The organism is Candidatus Methanoplasma cognatum, assembly GCA_009777615.1.
In the GTDB taxonomy this organism is placed as follows: Archaea; Thermoplasmatota; Thermoplasmata; order Methanomassiliicoccales; family Methanomethylophilaceae; genus Methanoplasma; species Methanoplasma cognatum.
This window is the reverse complement of record WRLM01000006.1, coordinates 65848-88159: the sequence shown is the minus strand read 5'-3', so window position 1 is coordinate 88159 and position 22312 is coordinate 65848. Positions and strand designations below refer to the sequence as shown.

The 22312-nt window shown below is 54.3% G+C and carries 34 protein-coding genes; 32 read left to right on the top strand and 2 right to left on the bottom strand.

Translation table 11 applies throughout. From position 1 onward, the window contains the following. Positions 1-134: 134 nt before the first annotated feature. Genes FWG96_07095 through FWG96_06950 form a run of 30 tightly spaced genes read left to right on the top strand, consistent with a single transcriptional unit; the run spans position 135 to position 17256 of the window. Complete coding sequence (locus FWG96_07095) at positions 135-1133, top strand: 50S ribosomal protein L3 (GenBank protein ID MCL2033012.1); 999 nt, start codon at positions 135-137, stop codon at positions 1131-1133. A gap of 3 nt (positions 1134-1136) precedes the next feature. After that, on the top strand, positions 1137-1907 hold the full coding sequence (gene rpl4p / locus FWG96_07090; GenBank protein ID MCL2033011.1) for a 50S ribosomal protein L4: 771 nt from the start codon (positions 1137-1139) through the stop codon (positions 1905-1907). After that, positions 1895-2185: a 50S ribosomal protein L23 gene (gene rplW, locus FWG96_07085; protein ID MCL2033010.1), complete on the top strand. Its 291-nt coding sequence runs from the start codon at positions 1895-1897 to the stop codon at positions 2183-2185. Before rpl4p ends, rplW begins: the two co-directional genes overlap by 13 nt. Before the next feature lie 9 nt (positions 2186-2194). Continuing rightward, positions 2195-2884 (top strand): 50S ribosomal protein L2, encoded by a 690-nt coding sequence (locus FWG96_07080; protein MCL2033009.1) that lies wholly within the window; start codon positions 2195-2197, stop codon positions 2882-2884. 6 nt (positions 2885-2890) lie between these two features. Then, on the top strand, positions 2891-3352 hold the full coding sequence (locus tag FWG96_07075; protein MCL2033008.1) for a 30S ribosomal protein S19: 462 nt from the start codon (positions 2891-2893) through the stop codon (positions 3350-3352). Positions 3353-3361: 9 nt separating this feature from the next. After that, a complete protein-coding gene (locus tag FWG96_07070) occupies positions 3362-3817 on the top strand; it encodes a 50S ribosomal protein L22 (GenBank protein ID MCL2033007.1) in 456 nt (151 codons plus the stop codon). Position 3818: 1 nt separating this feature from the next. Then, positions 3819-4523: a 30S ribosomal protein S3 gene (locus tag FWG96_07065; GenBank protein MCL2033006.1), complete on the top strand. Its 705-nt coding sequence runs from the start codon at positions 3819-3821 to the stop codon at positions 4521-4523. Continuing rightward, positions 4523-4726: a 50S ribosomal protein L29 gene (rpmC, locus tag FWG96_07060; protein MCL2033005.1), complete on the top strand. Its 204-nt coding sequence runs from the start codon at positions 4523-4525 to the stop codon at positions 4724-4726. The genes FWG96_07065 and rpmC overlap by 1 nt, the downstream gene beginning before the upstream one ends. Then, positions 4726-5025: a stress response translation initiation inhibitor YciH gene (gene yciH, locus FWG96_07055; protein ID MCL2033004.1), complete on the top strand. Its 300-nt coding sequence runs from the start codon at positions 4726-4728 to the stop codon at positions 5023-5025. The genes rpmC and yciH overlap by 1 nt, the downstream gene beginning before the upstream one ends. Before the next feature lies 1 nt (position 5026). Further along, complete coding sequence (locus FWG96_07050) at positions 5027-5281, top strand: ribonuclease P protein subunit (protein ID MCL2033003.1); 255 nt, start codon at positions 5027-5029, stop codon at positions 5279-5281. 5 nt (positions 5282-5286) lie between these two features. Further along, on the top strand, positions 5287-5625 hold the full coding sequence (locus FWG96_07045; GenBank protein ID MCL2033002.1) for a 30S ribosomal protein S17: 339 nt from the start codon (positions 5287-5289) through the stop codon (positions 5623-5625). After that, on the top strand, positions 5626-6024 hold the full coding sequence (locus FWG96_07040) for a 50S ribosomal protein L14 (GenBank protein MCL2033001.1): 399 nt from the start codon (positions 5626-5628) through the stop codon (positions 6022-6024). It abuts the gene before it with no gap. 10 nt (positions 6025-6034) lie between these two features. Then, complete coding sequence (gene rplX / locus FWG96_07035; GenBank protein MCL2033000.1) at positions 6035-6409, top strand: 50S ribosomal protein L24; 375 nt, start codon at positions 6035-6037, stop codon at positions 6407-6409. Continuing rightward, entirely contained in the window at positions 6406-7113 is a 708-nt protein-coding gene (locus tag FWG96_07030) for a 30S ribosomal protein S4e (GenBank protein MCL2032999.1), read from the top strand. Before rplX ends, FWG96_07030 begins: the two co-directional genes overlap by 4 nt. Beyond that, a complete protein-coding gene (locus tag FWG96_07025) occupies positions 7110-7619 on the top strand; it encodes a 50S ribosomal protein L5 (GenBank protein MCL2032998.1) in 510 nt (169 codons plus the stop codon). The genes FWG96_07030 and FWG96_07025 overlap by 4 nt, the downstream gene beginning before the upstream one ends. Next, positions 7616-7762, top strand: a complete 147-nt coding sequence (locus tag FWG96_07020) for a 30S ribosomal protein S14 (protein ID MCL2032997.1) — start codon at positions 7616-7618, stop codon at positions 7760-7762. The genes FWG96_07025 and FWG96_07020 overlap by 4 nt, the downstream gene beginning before the upstream one ends. A gap of 10 nt (positions 7763-7772) precedes the next feature. Beyond that, positions 7773-8162: a 30S ribosomal protein S8 gene (locus FWG96_07015; GenBank protein MCL2032996.1), complete on the top strand. Its 390-nt coding sequence runs from the start codon at positions 7773-7775 to the stop codon at positions 8160-8162. 9 nt (positions 8163-8171) lie between these two features. Further along, positions 8172-8723, top strand: coding sequence for a 50S ribosomal protein L6 (locus tag FWG96_07010; protein MCL2032995.1), 552 nt, complete (start codon positions 8172-8174; stop codon positions 8721-8723). Next, positions 8720-9415 (top strand): 50S ribosomal protein L32e, encoded by a 696-nt coding sequence (locus FWG96_07005; protein ID MCL2032994.1) that lies wholly within the window; start codon positions 8720-8722, stop codon positions 9413-9415. The genes FWG96_07010 and FWG96_07005 overlap by 4 nt, the downstream gene beginning before the upstream one ends. Before the next feature lie 2 nt (positions 9416-9417). Continuing rightward, positions 9418-9876 carry a 50S ribosomal protein L19e gene (locus FWG96_07000; protein ID MCL2032993.1) on the top strand — a complete coding sequence of 153 codons (459 nt, stop codon included), beginning with the start codon at positions 9418-9420 and terminating at the stop codon, positions 9874-9876. Further along, positions 9876-10376, top strand: coding sequence for a 50S ribosomal protein L18 (locus FWG96_06995; protein MCL2032992.1), 501 nt, complete (start codon positions 9876-9878; stop codon positions 10374-10376). The genes FWG96_07000 and FWG96_06995 overlap by 1 nt, the downstream gene beginning before the upstream one ends. 1 nt (position 10377) lies before the next feature. Further along, positions 10378-11055 carry a 30S ribosomal protein S5 gene (locus tag FWG96_06990; protein MCL2032991.1) on the top strand — a complete coding sequence of 226 codons (678 nt, stop codon included), beginning with the start codon at positions 10378-10380 and terminating at the stop codon, positions 11053-11055. 2 nt (positions 11056-11057) lie between these two features. Next, positions 11058-11522, top strand: a complete 465-nt coding sequence (locus FWG96_06985; GenBank protein ID MCL2032990.1) for a 50S ribosomal protein L30 — start codon at positions 11058-11060, stop codon at positions 11520-11522. Positions 11523-11533: 11 nt separating this feature from the next. Continuing rightward, complete coding sequence (locus tag FWG96_06980; GenBank protein MCL2032989.1) at positions 11534-11956, top strand: 50S ribosomal protein L15; 423 nt, start codon at positions 11534-11536, stop codon at positions 11954-11956. A gap of 23 nt (positions 11957-11979) precedes the next feature. Beyond that, positions 11980-13518 (top strand): preprotein translocase subunit SecY, encoded by a 1539-nt coding sequence (gene secY, locus FWG96_06975; GenBank protein MCL2032988.1) that lies wholly within the window; start codon positions 11980-11982, stop codon positions 13516-13518. A 2-nt stretch (positions 13519-13520) separates the two neighbouring features. Continuing rightward, the gene (locus FWG96_06970; protein ID MCL2032987.1) at positions 13521-14210 is read left to right on the top strand and encodes an EMC3/TMCO1 family protein; all 690 of its coding nucleotides are present in this window, start codon (positions 13521-13523) and stop codon (positions 14208-14210) included. A gap of 7 nt (positions 14211-14217) precedes the next feature. Continuing rightward, entirely contained in the window at positions 14218-14757 is a 540-nt protein-coding gene (locus FWG96_06965; protein ID MCL2032986.1) for an AAA family ATPase, read from the top strand. Beyond that, the gene (locus FWG96_06960; protein ID MCL2032985.1) at positions 14748-15746 is read left to right on the top strand and encodes an RNA-guided pseudouridylation complex pseudouridine synthase subunit Cbf5; all 999 of its coding nucleotides are present in this window, start codon (positions 14748-14750) and stop codon (positions 15744-15746) included. The genes FWG96_06965 and FWG96_06960 overlap by 10 nt, the downstream gene beginning before the upstream one ends. A 23-nt stretch (positions 15747-15769) precedes the next feature. Further along, positions 15770-16147 (top strand): hypothetical protein, encoded by a 378-nt coding sequence (locus FWG96_06955; GenBank protein MCL2032984.1) that lies wholly within the window; start codon positions 15770-15772, stop codon positions 16145-16147. After that, entirely contained in the window at positions 16129-17256 is a 1128-nt protein-coding gene (locus FWG96_06950) for an oxidoreductase (GenBank protein MCL2032983.1), read from the top strand. Before FWG96_06955 ends, FWG96_06950 begins: the two co-directional genes overlap by 19 nt. 5 nt (positions 17257-17261) lie before the next feature. On the opposite strand, the gene FWG96_06945 is transcribed toward FWG96_06950, so the two are convergent. Then, on the bottom strand, positions 17262-17696 hold the full coding sequence (locus FWG96_06945; protein MCL2032982.1) for a hypothetical protein: 435 nt from the start codon (positions 17694-17696) through the stop codon (positions 17262-17264). 673 nt (positions 17697-18369) lie between these two features. Between FWG96_06945 and FWG96_06940 the strand changes: the two genes are divergently transcribed. After that, positions 18370-19491, top strand: a complete 1122-nt coding sequence (locus FWG96_06940; protein MCL2032981.1) for a tryptophan--tRNA ligase — start codon at positions 18370-18372, stop codon at positions 19489-19491. A 4-nt stretch (positions 19492-19495) separates the two neighbouring features. Next, a complete protein-coding gene (locus FWG96_06935) occupies positions 19496-21016 on the top strand; it encodes a phenylalanine--tRNA ligase subunit alpha (protein ID MCL2032980.1) in 1521 nt (506 codons plus the stop codon). On the opposite strand, the gene FWG96_06930 is transcribed toward FWG96_06935, so the two are convergent. Then, positions 21017-22276, bottom strand: a complete 1260-nt coding sequence (locus tag FWG96_06930; protein MCL2032979.1) for a hypothetical protein — start codon at positions 22274-22276, stop codon at positions 21017-21019. It abuts the gene before it with no gap. Positions 22277-22312 lie beyond the last annotated feature (36 nt).

Sequence of the window (22312 nt, the reverse complement as noted above, 5' to 3'; positions counted from 1 at the left end):
GCAATGCCTTGAGCAACCCAAGTTCACTCATGTCGAGTTCTCGAGATGAATATGGCGTCACGGTCGGAACATCAAGACGCGTTCGTCAATAAAGCGCGAGGTTAGCGAAGACACCCTCGCAGGAATGTGAATAAATGTCACAGAGGAGACGTCCAAAGAGAGGATCCAGGGCATTCGGCCCTAGGAAAAGAGCGAAGTCGCAGACTCCGAGGCTGGACTCGTGGCCGGAGATCGGCGGAGCACCTAAGATACAGGGGTTCGCCGGATATAAGGTCGGGATGACGCATGCGTTCATCGTCGACAAGAGGGCCAAGAGCACAACGTCCGGCATGGAGCTTCAGATACCGGTCACGGTTGTCGAAGTGCCGCCCATGAAGGTGGCCGCGGTAAGATTCTATGAGAGCAGCATAATGGGTCTCAAGACGGCAGGGGAAGTATGGGCAAAAGACATCGACCCCCTGCTTTCAAGGAGACTGAACACGCCGACCAACCATGATGAGTCATCATTCGGAAGGTATGAGGGGCTTGACGTCGAAGACGTCCGCATCCTCGCATACACTCAGCCGAAGATGGTATCGGGGGTTCCGAAGAAGGTCCCCGATCTGATGGAGCTCAGGATCGGCGGCGGGAAGACCGAAGACAGGGTCAAGTATGCAAAGGAGATCCTGGGAAAAGAGATAGCACTCAAGGATTTTGCGGCCGAAGGCGCACTGATAGACGTGATCGCGGTCACGAAAGGAAAAGGGTTCCAGGGAGTTACCAAGAGATGGGGGGTCAAGCTGCTCTCGCACAAGAACAGCAAGCACCGCCGCGGCATCGGGAACCTAGGCCCCAAGAGGCCCGGTTATGTAAGAAGCACCGTTCCGGCATCCGGTCAGATGGGATACCACCAGAGAACGGAGTTCAATAAGAAGATAATAAAAGTGGGACAGGACGGAGGGGAGGTCAACCCCAAGGGAGGTTTCCTCAACTACGGAGAAGTAAGGAACACATATGTCCTGATACACGGATCCGTTCCGGGACCCACAAAGAGACTGATAAGGCTCAGGGACGCCACAAGAGCGCCCAAGAAAGCCGACATCTCGGCCGCAGATGTGACATACATCTCCACCGAGTCAAAGCAGGGGGCATGAGAAATGGCACAGACTAATGTTTATTCCGTAAAAGGAGAGGTCTCCGGAACCATCGACGTCCCCGAGGTGTTCTCGTCCGAGTACAGACCGGACATAATCAAGAAAGCGATCCTGGCCGCCGCGGCGAACAAGAGACAGCCTTATGGACCGGCCGAGAGATCGGGAATGAGGCACTCGGTGAGCACATGGGGCAAAGGAAGGGGCGTAGCCCGTGTCCAGAGGCTCCATGACGGAAGGAGGGCGACGGAGTCCCCCAACAACGTGACCGGAAGGAGGGCCCACCCTCCGCGCCCGGAGAGGAAATGGGAACAGAAGGTCAACAAGAAGGAATTGAGAGTGGCGCGTTTTTCCGCAATTGCGGCAACAGGCTGCGCCGACTGTGTCAGAGAGCGCGGTCACCAGTTCGATGACTCTGTTTCGTTCCCCATCGTCATAGATGACGAATTCCAGAATATCGCAAGCACGTCTGAGATAAACGACGTGTTCGACAGCATCGGCATAGGTTACGATGTGGAGAGGGCAAAGGAAGGCCGCAAGATCCGCGCAGGCAGAGGGAAGATGAGGAACAGGAGATACAGAACTCCGACCTCCATCCTGATAGTGGTGTCCGACAGGGACGCGCCGGTGTTCAAGGGAGCAAAGAACCTCCCCGGAGTGGATATCGAGTCGGTCAGCACCCTCAACGCAGGCATACTCGCACCCGGCGGGGACGCAGGCAGACTCACGGTATACACCAGATCGGCCATCGCCGAGATAGGAGAGTGGACGCAGTGAAACAGAGCGACATACTAATCAGACCGTACGTTACGGAAAAGACCCTCAATCTGTTGTCCGGCACCCCCACTCAGAGATTCAGGGACGGCAACAAGATAGAGTTCATTGTACACAGGCACGCCAATAAAGCGGACATAAAAACGGCCTTCGAGGAGCGTTTCGAAGTGAAGGTCGAAGCTGTGTGGACGAAGATACAGAAAGACGGCAAACACGCCATCATCAAGCTCGCGGAAGGCTACTCTGCGGAGGATGTAGGTATGAGGGTCGGAGTGTTCTGAGGTGATCGAATGGGAAAGAGATTGATTACACAAAGAAGGGGGCGCGGCGGACCGCAATACCGCTCGCCCAGCCACAGACACGTGGACGACGTCAGACTCCCCAGCTTCGATGAGGGAGTAGGCACGATAAAAGACCTAATTCAGGCACCCGGAAGGACAAGCCCTCTTGCGGTCATAGACTTCGGCGGGGTCACGGACTACCAGCTCGCGGCCGCCGGCATGAAGGTCGGACAGAAGATATACGTCGGGGGCGACAGGATCGCACCGGGCTGCATAACCCTCCTGTCCAGGATACCGGAGGGAACGGCTATCCACAACATCGAATCGAAACCCGGCGACGGAGGAAAATATGCCAAGACCGCCGGGTCGTCGGCGACCGTCGTCACCAGAGGAGAGAAGGTCATGATACTCATGCCTTCAGGAGCAATGAAGGAGTTCAACCCCAGTTGCCGCGCGGTGATAGGTGTCGTTGCAGGTGGAGGGAGAGGAGACAAGCCTCTCGCCAAAGCCGGAAAGAATTACCTGACGCTGAGGTCAAGGTCCACCGCTAACAAGAAAGTAAGCGGTGTTGCGATGAACGCAGTGGACCACCCCCACGGCGGAGGAAGCCATCCCCATGTGGGCGGGCCGAACTGTCAGAAGAGGACCGCATCGCCGGGACAAAAGGTAGGTTTCCTGCCTAAGAAAAAGAGGAAGTGATTCTGAATGGCAAAGAAGATAATTGCAGGATCGGCAAAGGCCACCAGGAGGAGAACCAGGAAGAAAGCATCGGCGATCCAGGCGAGGAGGAAGAAAGAATTCCTCTATCGCGGATTCACGATGGAGGAGCTTCTGGCCATGTCCTTTGACGAGATACTGGGCATTCTTCCTTCAAGGGCCAGGAGGACGTACCTCCGCGGCCTTAACTACGAGCAGCAGCTGCTGTTCGATAAATTGAAGGTTGCGGAGGAGCCGGTCAGGACACACCGCAGGGACCTGCCGATCATACCCCAGTTCGTTGGGAAGAAAGTGAGCATATACAACGGAAAGGAATTCAAAGAGTTCGAGATAAAGCCGGAGATGATCGGCCATTTCCTCGGAGAGTTCATACTTACGAGGAAGCCGCCCCAGCACTCCGGACCCGGAGTGGGCGCGACGAGGTCCTCGAAGTTCATGCCGCTGAAGTGAGGTGTCAAAATGGCTAGGAACAAATACTACACAACGCCGGCCGACCCGGACATCTCCGCAAAGGCCGTGGCAAAGGATCAGCCCATCTCGCCTAAATTCGCAAGGGAGGTCGCCGGAATGGTGCGCGGCATGAAAGTAGAGACAGCGGTCGCGGCGCTCGAGGAGGTAATAGCCCTCGAAAGGCCGGTACCTCTGAAAAGATACAACAAGAGAGTGTCGCACAAGAAAGGCGTCGGGCCGGGGAGATACCCCGTGAAGGCGTCGAAGGCTATACTCGCAGTGATAAAGAGTGCGATGTCCAACGCCGATTACAAAGGTCTTGACGCATCCAACATGGCCATTTCGACCATAACCATTGCAAGAGGACAGACCATCCCCGGGCACATGCCTAGGGCGCAGGGAAGGGCCACTCAGTGGAATCAGGAGACGGCCAACATAGAGGTAATAATAGAGGAGGTTGAGTGATATGGCATCAGAAAGGAAATTCGTTGCCGAGAATGTCCGCAGGGTTCTTCTCAAAGAGTACCTCATGAAGGAGGTCAGCCGCGCCGGTTTCGGAGGCCTTGACATCCAGAGGACTCCGATGGGAACCCGCGTCATATTAACGACGGAAAGACCGGGGCTGGTGATCGGAAGGCGCGGCCAGACGATCAAGAACCTGACGCTGGTCATCGAAGAGAGATACGGTTTCGGGAACCCCCAGATCGAGGTTCAGGAGGTCGAGAATGCAAGCCTTAATGCGCAGATAATGGCGGAGAAGCTGGCATTCTCCCTTGAGAGAGGGTGGCACTTCCGCAGGGCGGGACACTCCACCGTACGCAGAGTGATGGATGCCGGAGCCCGCGGCTGCCACATAATCGTGGCCGGAAAGCTCACCGGGCAGAGACACAGGACCGAGAAGTTCAAAGAAGGCTACATAAAGTTCTGCGGCGAGCCCAGGGTGCTGTTCGTCGAGCGCGGATACGCGATCGCGAAGCTGAAGATGGGAGTGATCGGGGTCACGGTCGAAATAATGAGGCCCGGCTCGAAACTCCCGGCGGACACGACGATCCTCAGTAAGACCGAAGCGGCGGCGAAACTGCCGGACCTGTTCGGCGCCCCGGCGCCGGCGGAAGTGCCCGCAGAGGTGCCCGCAGAAGCGTCCCCAGAGACAGACAGGGAGGTCAACTGATGGCGCTGCTCAAGACCGCTGAGATAAGAGAAATGAGCACAGAGGAACGCAACGAGAAGCTCAAGGAGCTCCGCAACGACCTCATGCATGAGAGAGGTGTATCGGCGATGGGAGGGGCACCCTCCAATCCCGGTATCATCCGCGCCATAAGAACAAACATAGCACGCATACTGACCGTTCAGAATGAGGAGGAAAAGATCTGATGGCCGAGATATGCCCGGTTTGTGGATTGCCTAAAGAGCTCTGCATGTGCGAGGAGATCGCACGCGAGCAACAGATGGTAAGGATATCCGTGGACAGCAGAAGATACGGCAAAATGGTCACGGTGGTAGAGGGTATCGACGAGAATGACATAGACGTCGAGGACCTCGCCAAACAGCTGAAGATAAAATGCGCCGCCGGAGGAGCATACAAAGACGGACGCATAGAGCTTCAGGGAGACCATAAGAAAAAAGTAAAAGCCGTGCTGGAGAACATGGGTTTCCGCACAGAAGTGAGATAAGATGAAAAGGAGCGATTTCATGAGATCAGAATTCATTGGTTTGGATGTGGCAGTGTTATCGGCCCCGTACTCGGGAATTTCCGGGAAAGTGGTGGACGAAACAAAGAATACGATCACCGTCTCTTCGGCCGGAACCGAAAAGATGGTACCGAAACAAGGCAACGAGTTCAGGTTCACTTATGAAAGCGAACACATGGATATCAAAGGCATAGACATACAACACCGGCCAGAGGACAGAATAAAAAAGGTCAGGTGAGCAAAATGACAGCAAAAGTAAGAGACATCGGAATCGACGTGGTCCCCCCGACCGCAGAGTGCAATGACCCCAACTGCCCGTTCCACGGCAGCCTTCCGGTCAGAGGCCAGATCATCGACGGAGTGGTTGCGACCGTCAAGATGAACAAGACCGTCGTAGTAGAGCGCAACTACCTGAAATACCAAAAGAAATACGAGAGATACGAGAAGAGATCCAATAGGTACTCATCCCACGCATCCCCCTGCCTTGGGCTCAAGGCGGGGGACAGAGTGAGGATCATGGAGTGCCGCCCGATCTCTAAGACCGTCTCTTTCGTGGTCATAGAGAAAAAGGAGCGAATCTGAATGAAAGGAATCTCTGGAACACAGACAAGAGGACTTCAGAACGGATCGCAGATCGACGTGATCGACAACAGCGGTGCGAAAGTGATAGAGATCATAACCGTCCCGGGATACCACGGCGTCGCAAGGAGAGTGCCGTCGGCGGGGATCGGGGACATGGTGATAGCATCTGTCAAGAAAGGAACGCCCGCAATGAGAAGGCAGATAGTGTTCGCCGTGATAGTCCGCCAGAGACGTCCCACGAGGCGTGCGGACGGCACCATGGTGTACTTCGAGGACAACGCGGCGGTCATCGTGAGCGAGACCGGCGAGACGAAAGGTACGGACATAAAAGGTCCTGTGGCAAGGGAGGCGGCCGACAGGTGGCCCCGTATCGCAGCGACCGCGAATACTATAGTGTGAGGTGAGAAGGATGGCAAGCAGCAAAGCAAGGGTACAGAGAAAGGTACAGGCGAACGCCCCCTCTCACGTCAAAAGAAAGATGCTCTCGGCACACCTCAGCAACGAACTCCGCAGTCAGTACGGGGTACGCACCGCAAGGGTGTGCAAGGGAGACACAGTTGCAGTGATACGCGGCGAGGAGGATGTCCGCGGGACGGAGGGGAAGGTACTTGATATCTTCACGAACACCGGCCGCGTATCCATCGAAGGCATAACGATAAACCAGGCGGACGGGACCGCGACGGTACGCCCGGTACACGCATCCAACCTGATCATAACCAAGCTCAACACGGAGGATCAGTGGAGGATCGACTCGCTTTCAAAGAAGAAGGAGGCTAAAGAATGAGCGACCATATGAAAAGATTAGCCGCACCCGGGACATGGCCTCTGAAGAGGAAAGTGGCCGTCTGGGCGACAAAACAGTCCCCCGGAGCGCACTCGCTTGGAAGCAGCATGCCCGCGGTGATGGTGCTGAGGGATATGATAAAAGTGTGCGACACGGCAAGGGAGGCAAAGAGGATAATCGGGAACCGCGAACTGTTCGTAGACGGCGTAGCGGTCAAGAACCCAAAGGCGCCCATAGGCCTCATGGATGTGATCTCCATACCAAAGATGAAACTCAGCTACCGTATGCTCCTGACAGACAAAGGTAAGCTGACGCTCGTCCCGATAGGCGAGGACGAAACGGAGTGGAAACTCTGCAGGGTCGAGGGCAAGACCAAGATCAGCGGAGGAAAGATCCAGCTGAACCTCAGCGGAGGAAGGAACATAATCCTTGACGCTAACATGTACGATTCCGGTGACACGCTTAAGATCAATGTAGCGGATCAGAAGGTCATTGACCGCTATCCGCTGGCGGACGGTGCGTCCGCGCTTATCATAAACGGAGCGCTTGCCGGAAAGATCGAGACCGTCGCGGAATATGTGGTCGTGAAAGGACCCGCCGACAATGTGGTAAAGTTCAAGAGCGGAAAGGAGACGGTCAAGAGGAACGTGTTCGTCATAGGCTCATCGAAGCCGGAGATCAAACTGCCGGAGGCGTCAGAATGAACACGACGAGACAGATCCATATCGAAAAGGTGACCGTCAACATCGGCGTCGGAGAGGCCGGAGAGAGGCTGGTCAAAGCGCAGAAGGTCTTGGAGATGGTCACCGGCCAGAAGTCGGTGCAGACGATATCCAAGAGCGTGAACAGGGACCTCGGGATCCGCGTGGGAATGCCGCTCGGATGCAAAGTGACCCTCAGAGGGGACTCCGCAGAGGAGTTCCTTCAGAAAGCGCTTCCCATAAGGGAGAGAAGGGTCTATGAGTACTCCTTTGACAAAGAGGGCAACATGTCCTTTGGCATATCCGATTACACAGACTTTGAGGGAATGAAATACGATCCGGAGATCGGGATATTCGGCATGGACATCAGTGTGGTGCTGAGGAGGACCGGGAACAGGATCACCCAGAGATCGGTCCTCAAAAGGAGGATCCCGAAAGGACACCGCGTCGACCGCGGCGAGGCGATCCAGTACATGAAGGACAACTACGAGGTAGAGGTGGTCGAATGAAACCGAAGAAGCAGTACGGCAGGACAGTCGGATGCACCCGCTGCGGACGCAGAAGGGGCATCATAAGGAGATACAGAATGCACCTCTGCCGCCAATGTTTCAGGGACATGGCCCCTGAACTGGGATTCAAGAAATATTCGTGAGGTGTGAAGAATGCAAAGCGATCCACTTAACGACGCAATGTGCGTCATGAAAAATGCAGCAACCGATGGAAAGAGCGAATGCATGATCCAGCCATCCTCAAAACTTATAGGCCGCGTGCTGAAGGTCATGCAGGACCACGGATACATCAACCAGTTCGAGTACATAGAGGACGGCAAGGCAGGCAAGTTCCGCGTGATGATGGAAGGAGCCATAAACAACTGCGGTGTGATAAAGCCGAGGTATTCGGTCAAAGCGAACGAGATAGAGAGGTTCGAGGCGAGGTATCTGCCCGCTCAGGACTTCGGCGTTCTGATCCTGACCACGACGGCCGGTGTGATCACCCAGGACCGCGCCAAAGAACTTGGCATAGGCGGAAAATTGTTAGCGTATATATACTGAGGAATAAAGATGACAATAGCAGGGAAAATCGAAAGCACCATCGCCATCCCCGGTGGGGTGTCCGTCTCTATGAGCGGAAACACCGTGAAGGTCAAAGGACCCAGGGGTGAATTGAGCAGAAACTTTGCGTACCCCCGCGTTAGTATTGCCATCGGAGAAGGAACGGTCATCGTAAGCAGCGAATACCCGAGGACAAAGGATAAGGCAATGGTAGGAACATTCGCGGCCCACATCAATAACATGATAAAAGGGGTCACGATCGGTTTCACGTATACCCTTAAGATAGTGTTCTCACACTTCCCGATGAAAGTAGCAGTGAAAGACAACCGCGTGGAGATCAACAATTACATGGGAGGCCATGCACCCAGATATGCGAATATCGTGGGAGGATGCAAGGTCACGATCAGCGGCGCGGATGTCACTGTGGAAGGGAACAGCATAGAGGCGTGCGGGCAGACCGCGGCCAACATAGAAAGGGCGACATCCAGGCTCGGGTTCGACAAGAGGATCTTCCAGGATGGGATATACCTCGTCCACAGATCGCAGAAGGTGAAAGAATGAGCGTAAAGACATTGAAGGACCTTCCCGGCCTCAAAGATGATAACATTCCGGAGTTGGAACAGATAGGGATAACATCCGTGCCGGAGCTCAGGGACGCCATCTTCGACAGCGTCAGGGCGAAAGAGGTGATAAAGAACCTGTCCGGAGTGGGACCGAAGACGGTAGAGAACTGGAAGGCGCTGCTTCAGGACAGCGCACAAGAGCAGAAGGCCGAGTCCGCTCCCAAAGAGGTGGAGATAGTCGACGAGCCCGATGAAGAGGCGGTCGTAGTCGAGCACGGGGAATATGTAGCGAAGATAAAGCCCGAGCTTTCCGACGAGACGGCGGAAGCCCTTGCAAAAAGGGCGATCATATCTGGGCGCAGGCCTGCGTTCAAGAGGCAGGAATGGTTCAGATACGCCAAACTGGGAGAGAAGTGGAGGAAGCCGAAAGGCATACACTCCAAAATGAAGAGGCGGCTCAAGAGGCGCCCTCCCATGGCGGACATAGGATTCAGGGGCCCCGCGTCGGTGAGAGGACTGCACCCGTCGGGGTTCGAGGAGGTGCTCGTGTACAACCTGGACGGGCTTGAGGGCATCGACCCGAAGGTACAGGCGGTGCGCATCGGCGGAAGCGTGGGCACAAAGAAGAGGATAGCGATAGAGGACAGGGCGGCCGAACTGGGCATCAGAGTCCTCAACAGGATGGTGTGAGCATGGATCTTAAGAACCAGAAAAGAATGGCGGCTGAGATTCTCAAATGCGGCGAGAACAGGGTCTGGATGGACCCGGACAACCTCGAGGACATCGAAAGCTGCATAACACGCTCAGACATCCGCATGGCGATCGGATCGGGGATCATAAAAGCGAAACCCAAGCAGGGATCGTCAAAAGGAAGGATTAGATATGCAGCCAACCAGAAGGCAAGCGGGAAGAGGAAGGGCCCCGGCAGCAGGAAGGGAACAGCAAACGCACGCGTCCCCGACAAGCGCAGGTGGATAGCCACCATAAGGCCCATCCGCGACGAGCTGAAGACCCTGAGGTCGGAAGGGAAGATAACCCCGTCCATCTACAGGCTCTATTACAGGAGGTCTAAGGGAGGAGTTTACAAATCCCGCAGGAACCTCAGACAGCACATGATCGCCGCAGGCCACCTGAAAGAGGAGGAGATCTGATGGCAACAGGACCGAGATATAAAGTTGCGTTCCGAAGAAGGAGAGAATACCGTACCGACTACTACGCCAGGAAGAAGCTCCTGAGGAGCGGCGAGCCGAGGGCCGTGGTAAGGAGGTCCAACAGGAACATCACCATCCAGTTCGTCGATTTCGACATGGAAGGGGATTTAGTGAGAGCCGCGGCAACGACCAAAGAGCTGCGCGGCATGGGATGGGAGCACTCGTGCTCTTCGATCCCGGCGGCGTACCTCGTAGGGTTCCTTGCCGGCAGAAGAGCATTGAAGGACGGCATCGAATACGCCGTGCTGGATATAGGTATGCAGAACCCGAAGCGCGGCGGGGTATTGTTCGCCGCCGTGAAGGGTATGGCCGATGCGGGGCTTGAAGTGCCTCACAGCGAGGACGTCATTCCGGCAAAAGAGAGGATCGACGGCAAGCATATCGATGACAGCATAGAGGCAGCGGTGAGCAGCATGAAGAAGAAGATGGAGGCTGAGTAAGATGGAGTGGATCCCGAAGACAAGGTTGGGGCAGATGGTCCTCAACGGCGAGGTAACAACCATGAGCGACGCACTGGAGACAAGGCTGCCTCTCCGCGAGGCGGAGATAGTGGATATACTCCTGCCGGACCTCAAAGACGAAGTGATAGATCTGAACATGGTCCAGAGGATGACCGACTCCGGAAGGAGGGTAAGGTTCGCGGTGACATGCATAGTCGGCAACGGCGACGGGTTCATCGGAATAGGAAGGGCCAAGGGAAAGGAGGTCGGACCGTCCATAAAGAAGGCGATCGACAACGCAAAGCTCAACATCATCGAGGTGAAGAGAGGATGCGGATCATGGGAATGCGGGTGCGGCCAGCCGCACACGCTTCCCTTTGAGGTGTCGGGGCGCACAGGGTCTGTGACCGTATACCTGAAGCCGGCCCCCCGCGGCATATCGCTTGCGGTGGGGGACGTTGCTAAGAAGCTCCTGACGCTTGCCGGAGTGCATGACGCATGGGGATTCGCCACCGGCAACACCAAGACGAAGGTCAACTATGCCATGGCAACCTTCGAAGCACTGAAGATGACCGCCCGCATGAGGGTCACCGAAGAGCAGGCGAAGAGGCTCAAGATAGTTCCCGGCCCGGTAGGGATCAGGATATCCGAGACCGATGTCAACGCAGGGGAGGAATGAGCATGGCATATGCGGTGGTACGCGTGCGCGGACAGGCGGACGTCAACAAGGACATAAGATACACAATGGGACTGCTGGGTCTTACCCGGGTCAACCATTGCGTCGTGCTTCCCGAGACCCCCTCGATAAAGGGGATGCTGCAGATGGTCAAGGACTACTGCACCTGGGGTGAGATCGATGAGGAGACCCTTATCGCAATGATAAAGACCCGCGGAAAGATAATCGGCGATAGAGAAATAACCGAGGACTATCTGAAAGAGAGGACAGGCTTCGGAAGCGTCGAAGAGCTCGCCAAAGCGATGATCAATGACGATTACAGGATGAGGGACATGGAGGACGCAAAACCGGTCTTCCGCCTGCACCCCCCTATAAAAGGCTACGAGGGCAACAAACGTTCGTTCAGGAACGGCGGCTCCCTTGGCTACAGAGGGGAAGAGATCAACGACCTCATCAACAGGATGCTGTGAGGTGGAGAGAAATGCCAAGCAGAACAAGGAAGATGAGAGGATCAAGGACCCACGGACGTGGGAAGAAAGCAGGCCGCGGAGCTGGACTCATAGGCGGACACGGACAGGCGGGTCTTGCAAAGACCGGCAAGATGTACATGCTCAGATATGACCGGGACCACTTCGGAAGGCGCGGTTTCAAAAGGCCGCAATGCGTTGTGCGGGCGAACAGTTCGATCAACGTAAGCGAGCTCGCGCAGCAGATGGAGCGGTTCATATCGATGGGCTTCGCGGTCAAAGAAGGGGATATGTATAATATCAACCTCACTGATGCAGGTATCGATAAGCTGCTCGGGAACGGGAGCATAGGCATACCCGTCAAAGTGACCGTATCCCAAGTTTCGGCCAAGGCCCGCGAGAAAATCGAGGCATCCGGCGGAACGATAGCAGAGTAAGGACGTAGTAGGAGAAGATTGGGATGGAAGAACAGCCTAGCTTGTTGTACAAGATAAAACCGATAAGCGACAAGCTCCCAGCGGTCAAACGCCCTGAGGGCCACGTGCATTTCAGGACCAAGATGATGTGGGTCGTGGTTATACTTGTCCTCTATTTTGTGATGACCAACGTATACATCTACGGCTTGGACCAAGCCGGATCCCTGGATCTGTTCGCGCAGTACAGGACCATCATGGCGGGAGCCTCAGGAACGATTTTACAGTTGGGTATAGGGCCGATAGTCACAGCTTCGATCATAATGCAGCTGTTCGTCGGTGCAAAGATCATAAAGCTTGATCTCACTTCAAAGAATGACAAGGCATGCTACCAGTCAGTGCTGAAGCTGCTGGTCATAGCGATGATATTCGTGGAGGCAGTGCCGCAGGTCTTCGGTTTCCTGGTGCCGTCCTCTCCCTTCGAGGCCACTTGGGGTGCGGGAGGAGCGAAACTGCTGATAATTCTGCAGCTATGCGTCGGATCGTATCTGGTGTTCCTGTTCGACGAGGTGATATCCAAATGGGGTATAGGCAGCGGTATATCCCTGTTCATCGCGGCGGGCGTGGCGCAGTCAGTGTTCACAGGAGCTCTGAACTGGTATCCCATCTCAGCGGGAGAGGCCATGAGCCTCTCCAATCCGCCGGCGGGGACTATACCTAAGGCGATCTACGTCTTATTCAATACCAACTCCGGTGAAATGGCCAACGGCGGCTACGAATTGATATTCTTGGGGGAACCTAACCCCATGATCGCGCTGGTGGGTACGCTGATAATATTCCTGATAGTGGTCTACATCGAATCCACACGTATCGAGCTACCGCTATCGCACGGCAATGTCAGAGGAGCCAGAGGCCGATATCCCATCAAACTGATGTATGCAAGCAATATCCCGGTCATATTGATGTCCGCATTGCTGGCAAACGTGAGCATGGTGGCGCTGCTGCTGTACAGCAACGACTTCCTCAGCAGCATCCCGCTCATAGGTAATAACGGCACGATAGGTTATTTTGAAGCCGGAAACACTCATGCATCTGGAGGCATAGCATGGTATCTCTCATCGCCGATGGGCATTACCAGCTGGCTAATGCCGATCTTGGATCCGGTGAATTACGCAAACGGTCATACGATCATACAAAACGTAGGTCATGTTCTGATATACGGGACGGTGATGGTCATGGGCGCGATACTGTTCGCAAAGTTCTGGGTGCAGACGACGAACCTCGGGCCGGATGCCGTCGCGAGACAGATACAGAAGAGCGGAATGCAGATACCCGGATTCCGAAGGGACCCGAGGGTGCTGAAAAGGGTGCTCGAAAGATATATTCCGACCGTGACCATAATGTCGGGAGCGATGATCGGCGCATTGGCGGCTGGAGCGGACATGATAGGTACCACAGGCAATGCCTCCGGAACGGGTCTGTTGCTTGCCGTAGGTATATTGATACACTTCTATGAAGCGATCGGGCGCGAGCAGATGATGGAGATGAATCCCGTTCTGAGAGGGTTCTTCGGCAGGGAGGAATGATAATGCCCAACCCCGGAAGCCCCCAGGCGATGCAGCAGAGCAGGCAGAACATGCCGATGCCGATGCAGAAAGGCACCATGATCGGCATGTTCGCAGTGCTGATAATCATGCTGGTCGTCATGAGCTTCAGAGACGCGATAGGCGGAGGGCTGAACTATGTGTTCCATGTCATCGACTTCGGCGGGCAGAGCCCCGTGCTGACGCTCGTCATCGCCGGCCTGATAATGATAACTGTAAGCACGGTCATAAGATCGTTCCTGACGGATTTCGTCGCTCAGGCCAGGAATCAGAAGATTCAGAGCGATTTCAACAAAGAGATGAGGCAGGCAAAGCTTGAGAATAATCTTTACAAATTAAAGAAGCTCCAGGAAGAACAGCCCAAAATGATGGCAAAGTCTATGGAAACCAGCACGCAGATGATGAAGATCATGCCCGTCACTATGGTCGTCATAATACCGATCTACGCTTGGGTATGGTACTTCATCAGCAACACCGTGCCGGAGGAACTCCTCACAGCATTCCTGCCTTGGGGCACGGTGCATCTCAACGAGACCCTGTGGTTCCTTCCGATATGGATCGTCATCTATACCATGATCAGCCTCCCCATAGGCCAGCTTGAGAACAGAGCGATCAGATACTATCTTCTGAGGAAACGCCTGGCGGAACTGGACGGCATCGAGAAAAGAATCTGAGGCGGGCATGAGGATCACAATAAGCGGCCCGCCAGGATCAGGGAAGACGACCGCGTGCAGAAAGCTCTCGGAAAGGCTCGGCATTGAATCGGTGGTCTTCGGAGAATTCTTCCGCAAGCTTGCCCGGGAGAGAGGAATGACCCTCGCCGAGTTCAGCGCTCTCGCCGAGGAGGACCCCTCCATAGACGGGAAGATCGACGAGATGATCCTGGACATCGCAAGAAAGAACCAGGATATAATTTTGGAATCCAGGCTTTCCGCCTACATGCTGACGAATAACAACATCCCGGCTTTCAGGATATATCTGGGGGCGAGCCCCGAAGTAAGGCTGAGGAGGGTCGGCATAAGGGACGGGGAATCCTTTGAGGACGTATGCCTCCACACCATCGAGAGACAATCATCCGAGGCAAAACGTTACAAGATGTACTACGATATAGATATAGACGACAAAAGCGTGTACGATCTGGTCCTCAACACCGACGACATGGACGCGGACCAGGTCGTGGATAGGATAATCAAGGACATAGAGGAAAGCACGTGCTCGTAAAAGATCCCAACACCCTGCCGGACAAATGGGGGAAAAGGCCCTCGGACCGCTCCGTAGGCGAACTTCTGAATGCGGGAGTGATAGCTCTCGACAAACCCCAAGGTCCGACCTCCCATCAGGTCACCGCATGGGCAAGGAATTCCCTTCACGCGGAGAGCATAAGCCACGGAGGGACCCTCGACCCCTATGTAAGCGGGGTCCTCCCCATCTGTCTGGGTAAGGCGGTCAGGCTGACCGATGTCGTGCTGTCATCGGACAAAGAATACGTCTGTCTGATGAGGCTCCACAAAGATGTCGAAAAAGACAAGATAATCAAGACAATGGGGAGATTCGCCGGGAAGATATACCAAATGCCGCCGGTCAGGTCAGCAGTGAAGAGACAGCTCAGGATAAGAACGATAAACGAGCTGGAAGTGATCGAGATAAAAGGGCGGGAGGTGCTGTTCAGAGCATCTTGCGACGCCGGCACATACATAAGGACACTGTGCACGGACGTCGGAGAGGCGCTGGGATGCGGGGCCAATATGACGGAGCTTAGACGCACGCGCTCCGGTGCCATGAAAGAGGACAGCGCCGCGACACTGCAGGACATTACCGACGCATACATATTCTGGCAGCAGATGGGCAAAGAAAGGTGGCTGAGGAGCTTACTGATGCCCATCGAGGTCCTTGTCGAGCCGCTGCCGAAGGTGATCGTTAAACCCACCGCAGTCGACGCCATATGTCACGGGGCGGACCTCAATGTACAAGGGATACACATGCTGGACGATGACATAAGGAAGAATGCCCTGGCGGCGCTCATGACAGCAAGGGGCGAACTGATAGCCATAGGCAAGATGGCAATGTCCACGTCAAGGATAATATCTTCCGATCAGGGGAAAGCGGTGGATGTCGACAGGGTGTTCATGGACCGGGGGCATTATCCGAAGATGTGGAGATTCTCCACAGATATGGAAGAGATGCAGACCACTGCCCCCAATGAGAGCTAAGCTGCTCTTTTTGAGCGCGCGGTATGAAAACGCCTATTAACAACCGGGTCATTCTCAGTGTGATGGCGATGTTCAACGGGACGGAACTGGTCTTCAAAATAGACGGATTGACGCTGGGGGAGTTCGACCCCTCCGCCGAAGGCTTCTATAAGAACGTCCAAACATTCGCATTCAAGGTCAAAAAAAGAAGAGCTATCAGAATGGACATAAAGGCGGATGTTCCCGTGGATATTGCCGTTGCAGACGAAAACGGATCGTCCGTCAGCTATAAGCAGGCGGTCAAAGAGGGAATGATAGGTCCGTTCCCGACCGAAGGCAACAGAGAGATGGGAATGATCCTGGGTATTCACCCCGGGGACAAGGCGACAGTCAGCGTAGAGGTATGGATGGAAAGGTCATGAATCTCCGCATAGAAAAGGGAAGGAACGGTGACTTCTGGGCGGACCAGCTGCCGGAAGGGATATCGTTGGTAAGGCTGTTCGATAAATGTATAATGATCGCAGCGGCAGCATCATTCCTGATAGCTCTGGCATATATTCTTTATCAGGAGATAGGAGGCGGCTCGTCCGTATATGACGTTATGCCCTGGCTTGCGCTTCCCTTCTTCGTCTGCGGCGTAATATTCTACATAAGGACGAAGTACTGGACACTCCTGGCCCTGGCAGCGGCAGCGGCCGTGCTTTGGTTCATCAACATCCCGGAGGCGCTGATATTCCTGTTGCTTTTTTTAGTGATAGGGGCCGCCGGAGTAGTGGCCGTGGTGGACGCCGTCCAGAGGTCTATTTTCTATAAGGTGCTTCGCCGGATCGAGTATATCAATGTGAAGAGCAAGCTAACCGCCAAAGATAAGATGACGGCCTTCTTGTTCAATGTCCCGGAGGACATGGATACAAGGAACATAACGATGGATTATGAGCTCAGCAGGACGAAGATGCCTTGGAAGGAGGTGCTGAACTCCATTTCTCTGGGACTGATGGTGGGGATGTTCATTTGGATATACATATCCATGAACCCGGCATTCATGGACCTGAGTTCGGAGACCTCGGTGCCGCTTCTGATGTTCACCCTAATACTTTACATCCCGGTGCTGGTGATGCCCTGGTCGATCTTCAGGTCCCTTAACGTAAGGATCGAGACAAACTACAGGGACTTCAAAGTATACGGCGGCATAAAGGCCACCCTCCAGAGGATGGCGGTTCCGGTCATAGCGGCCCTCTTCTTTGTTCTGGTGGCGATAAACACCTCGGACATATACACCGTGGCATACTACATAGCGCTGTCAGCGGCGATGATCGTCGCCACGCTGACGCTAGTATCCGTATTGTACTACTGGGTATTCGAAGCGGTGACCATAAACGACATCATTTCCAAATGGAAGATGTTCAGGCCGGTATCGGTCTTCGCGGGGCTGAACGATCACAAAAGAGGGCAGCAGCGGGAAGACCTGCCCGGCACTCCGAAGAGAGATAAGAGCGACTTCGGGAAGCTCGTTCTTCCGGAAGAGAAGTAACATTCTCAATCGAAGAATCCGGGATTCATCCTGCCTTTGGAGTCCAGGGCCTTTATGATGGGTTTGAACACCTCGCCGGATGATATTCCGGGAGTTTTGTTCAGTCCGATCAGTTCCGGCTCTTTGTTATTCGTTATGATGACCTGATACCTCTGTTCCACGCCGTCCGCTGTGATGAACGGGAATTCAATGGTTTTGGCGATATCTAGAACGACGTCCGCCATTATCTGTATGTCGTCGGGGCCGAGGTCGTCCGGGACGGTAATGAAAAAAGAACACTCCTCCGTCTCGCCATTAAGCAGGAACATGATCTCCGACCTTTCCATAAGGTCCTTGAACCTGACGCCTTTCTCGTCGTCGCCCGTCAGTTCGATGAGCCTGTTCTTGGCGGTATTGGGTATGTCGATGTAGATCGTTTTGATACCGAGTATCTTCCACATGACCACCTCAAAGCGGTTCGCATAATTAAGAGATTCCGATGATCGGCTCTTGTTTGAACAGTACGGCCCATCAAAAAAGCAAATTACTTAGCTGTCCGCAACAATTCAGCGTAAGCATAAGGGCCTTTGCGCCGAGGTAAGAGGCACCGGAGGTTTTTCTGTTCATATCTGGGTCGTGTTTATTTCCGAATATGGATCCGGCATTGACGGCAGAGTAACGGATTCAGGATATTCTTTCCGGGTCAGAGGCTCGACCATGCAGTTTTAGGGGAGATTTTATAAGGACGCAGGCCAATCGTATCTCAGGCAGCGGGTTTAACGTCCCCTCACAGGAGGGGGCGGATCTGTAACGTGGATCAGGCGTCGCATCGGGATTAGGTACGGATTAAGGGGCCGGTAGGGCTGTTGTCTACGTTATAATCTCCTGCCAGGCGGTCCCGGGTTAGCCGTCTGAGGGACAGACACCCGACCCGGGGCTTCCCATCCTAACGGCAATACTTCACGTTCTCTCACACATAAATACCTAACAAGGGGGTCTCCGAATTTGCCGAAAGTACGACGGACCGCGTACACCCGACCCGGCCGTAAACAGAGTTTCCGCCGTCCCTGCGCCAGGTAATTGTTAGAAAACTTAAAGACAGATTCATCCTTCTCCACTGTAAGGTCACTCGATATGGCAGATGATTTCAAGGTAACGCCCTGGGAGGTAAGCGGAGACATAGACTACGATCTCCTGATGGAGAGGTTCGGCACCACGCCCATCGACGAACCGCTGCTGAAAAGGATCGGCGGATATGGTGAACTCCATCCTATGCTGAGGAGAGGGATATTCTATACCCACAGGGACTTCGGAAAGCTGCTGGACGAGTACGACAAAGGCAACAAATTCATCCTCTATACGGGCAGAGGTCCGTCCGGGCACACACATCTCGGGCACGTCATGCCGTGGATACTCAACAAGTGGATACAGGACGTTTTCAAAGTGGATATGCTGTTCCAGATGACCGACGACGAGAAGTTCCTGTTCAAGGACCTCACGCTGAAAGATACCAGGTCCCTCGCATACGAGAACGCGCTGGACTTCATCGCGCTTGGGTTCGATCCGGAAAGGACGAAGATCATCCTGGACACAGAGAACATAGGCACCCTCTATCCGATAGCCCTCAAAGTATCCAAGAAGGTCACGTTCTCCACCGCCAAAGCAGTGTTCGGGTTCGACAATTCGACCAACATAGGATCGATATTCTTCACCACAATCCAGGCCGCGCCCGCATTCCTTCCGACGGAGAGAGAGGGGAGACAAGTACCCTGCCTGATACCCTGCGGGATCGACCAGGACCCGCACTTCAGGGTGGCGAGGGATGTGGCGCCCGGCCTCAACTATCCGAAGCCCACCATGCTCTACTGCAAGATGTTCCCAGGCCTAGGAGGCGGGGACAAGATGTCGTCATCCGACGAATACGGTACGATATACACAACGGACGCCCCCAAGGATGTGAAGAAGAAGGTCGGAAGGGCGTTCACGGGAGGATGCGTGTCCGTAGAGGAGCAGAAGGAGAAAGGCGGGAACCCGGAGGTCTGTGCAGTGTTCAAGTACAACTACTTCCTTTTCGAAGGAAGCGATGAGAAGATAAACGAACTCGCAGACAAATGCAGAAGAGGCGAGATACTCTGCGGAGAGTGCAAACAGATGCTCACGGAGAAGATCAACGTCTTCCTTGAGAAACATCAGGCCAAGAGAGAAGAGGCAAAAGAAGTGGTCGGCAGCATGACGTTCGACGGATTCAAATGGTGATCAGATGGATATTCCAGACATCGTGGAAGGACTGAGCTATAATGAGAGGAAGCTTCTGATAGCGCTTGATGTTTTCAAAGGGGCGGCCTCTCCGGCGGACCTGATGAAAGCAGGGGAGTTCGGCCTCGAGGTGGAGATAATGGGCGCCGCGTCGTGGCTGGAATCGAAAGGCCTGGTAAGAATAGAGGAAGAGGTCCGGAAATTCTTTGAGCTGTCCGACAAAGAGGTAGTCGAAAAGGGGCTGCCAGAGAGGCGCGCCCTGTCGATCATCGGCGCATCCGGCGGAAAGCTGGATATGAACATCCTGTCAGAAAAGATGCCCGGCGGCGAGGATAAGATCGCCGTAGGGTGGCTGAAGAGAAAAGGTCTAGCCGACATAGTCCCGCAGGACGGGACCAAGTTTCTGGTACTCACCGACGAAGGCAGATCGGCGGCCGGGTCTAAAATGGACTATGAGGTCCTGATCGAGAGGATGGCGACGTCGCCTATCCATGAGAGCGAGGCCGATCCTAAGATCGTCGGGGACCTAAAGGGGAGGCAGGGGCTCATCAGGGACAAGATAGTCACAAAGAGAACGATAAGGGTCACAGACGAAGGCATAAAGGCGGTCTCATTGGGAATAGAACTGAAGGAAGAGGTCACGGACGTGACCGACCGCCTGATCCAAAGCGGCGGCTGGGAGAACGTCAAATTCAGAAAGTATGACGTGGGAACATTCGCCCCTACGATAGCCCCCGCAAAGAAGCATCCCCTGACTAGGCTGGGCGATGAGATAAGGATGTTATTCACCAATATGGGGTTCACCGAGATGTCCTCTGAGTACGTGCAGCCTGCGTTCTGGAACCTTGATGCGCTGTTCACCCCGCAGGACCATCCCGCGAGGGACCTTCAGGATACGTTCTATCTTGATATCCCAGACAGGATAGACCTTGAGGACGAGGACCTCGTGCGGAAAGTTAAGGACATACACGAAAGGGGCGGGAACACAGGGTCCACGGGATGGGGAGGCTCGTGGTCAAGAGAGAAAGCGGAGGCGGCTTTACTCAGAACACACAGCACGGTCAGTAGCATAAGATACATCGCCGAGCACCCGGACACGCCTCAGAAAGCATTCTCCATATCCAGGATATTCAGGAACGAATCGATAGACTCCACCCACCTTCCGGAGTTTACCCAGATAGAGGGGATCGTGATCGATGAGAACGGCAATTTCGATATGCTTATATCGATGATAAAAGAGTTCTACGCAAGGATGGGATTCGATCAGGTAAGGATAAGGCCGGCATATTTCCCGTATACGGAACCGTCCCTTGAAGTGGAGGTGTTCTTCAACGGAAAGTGGATGGAGCTGGGAGGCGCAGGAATATTCAGGCCGGAGGTCGTGGAACCGTTCGGCGTGAGCCACCCTGTGCTTGCCTGGGGATTCGGGTTTGAGAGGCTGGCTATGCTGAAGTGGGGCATCCGCGACATACGGGATCTGTACATCTCTGACATTGATGATCTCAAAAGGAACACGGTGTTCTGATCATTCGAAATTTACGCCCTTGCCGTTCTTTATGTTCTTGGTCATGGCGTCTATCTTCTCTTTGACCCTTTTCTTTCTGGAGGCTTTTTTCGCTTTGCTCAGATAGCTGAGTGTTTCGTCGGTCTTCCCCGCAGCATATGCCACGCCCGCTCTCAGCAGAAGTATGTCGTCTATTCTGGCCGCTTCGCCGTTATCGGAAAGCACCCTGTATGAAGAATCCAAGAAGCCGGACGCATCGTCATACTTTTTCATCCTGAACAGACATTTTGCGGCGACGAGCGCCGCTCTGGAAGAACGGCTTTTATCGAACAGGGCCGCTGCCATATCAAAGCCCTTCTGGGGGTCTCCTGAGAGCATGTGTGCCTCGGCCCGTATAACATCGGCGTCGTCGGTAAGGAAATCCGCAAGCACATCCGCGCATGAGAGGGCGTCTTTCACATCCTCGCAGTCCAAAGCCACTCTCGCCCTTATGTTGTAGATCGATTCGGCATACTTCGGTATCACAGTCATCTTTTTCATTATTGAAAGGAGATCTTCGTTGGTGTTCTCAAGGAACTCATCGGATAACCGGAGGACGAATTTGCATGCTTCGGTGTTCCTTCCTGCCTCTACCAAATGGTAAAGTCTTTCTTGGCACTGATCTTCGTCGTCGTCTTTCCTATAGTCCTTTTCATGGTCCATCCACCAATCCGCCGCGTAGCTGTGCCAGGCCCTTGCTTTTCCCGGATCCGCCAATGAAAGATATTTCTCTCGGACGTCTTCGCTTATGCATGTCATCCCGTAAAAATCGGCGGGGATCACACCGGTGTTCGTATGCGGAAGTGTTTTTCTCTGTATCTTAACCCTGAATACGCACGCGGCGCCGAACGTCTCCCTGTCTTCTGCGCTGAGGCTGTCCCACATTATTTCCGGTTCGCACCTCTTCATATCAAGAAGGGTCTCAACGGTAATGCCGGACTTTTCGAACCTTTTCTTCAGCAGCTCGGCCTCGGCCATGCCGTCCGGCAGCAGGTAGTAAACCCTTCTCTTAGTGCCGGAACCCTTTATGTGCGCCTGCCAGTCATCGACCTTCCCGATCTCCTTGAGCTTTTTCAGTTCGAGGGATGCGTGTGCACGGGAGATCCCCAGCACAGACGCGATGCCGTCCTGCGTGAGATCGAAAGGAACATTGAACATCTCGTTCGGAGTCATACCTGGGAATCTGTTAAGATGAAGCAGTGCCCTCTCCCTAATCGTCGCGCTCTCGATTGACACGAGCATGAACCGGAGAGAGATATATATCTTATTTGCGATAGA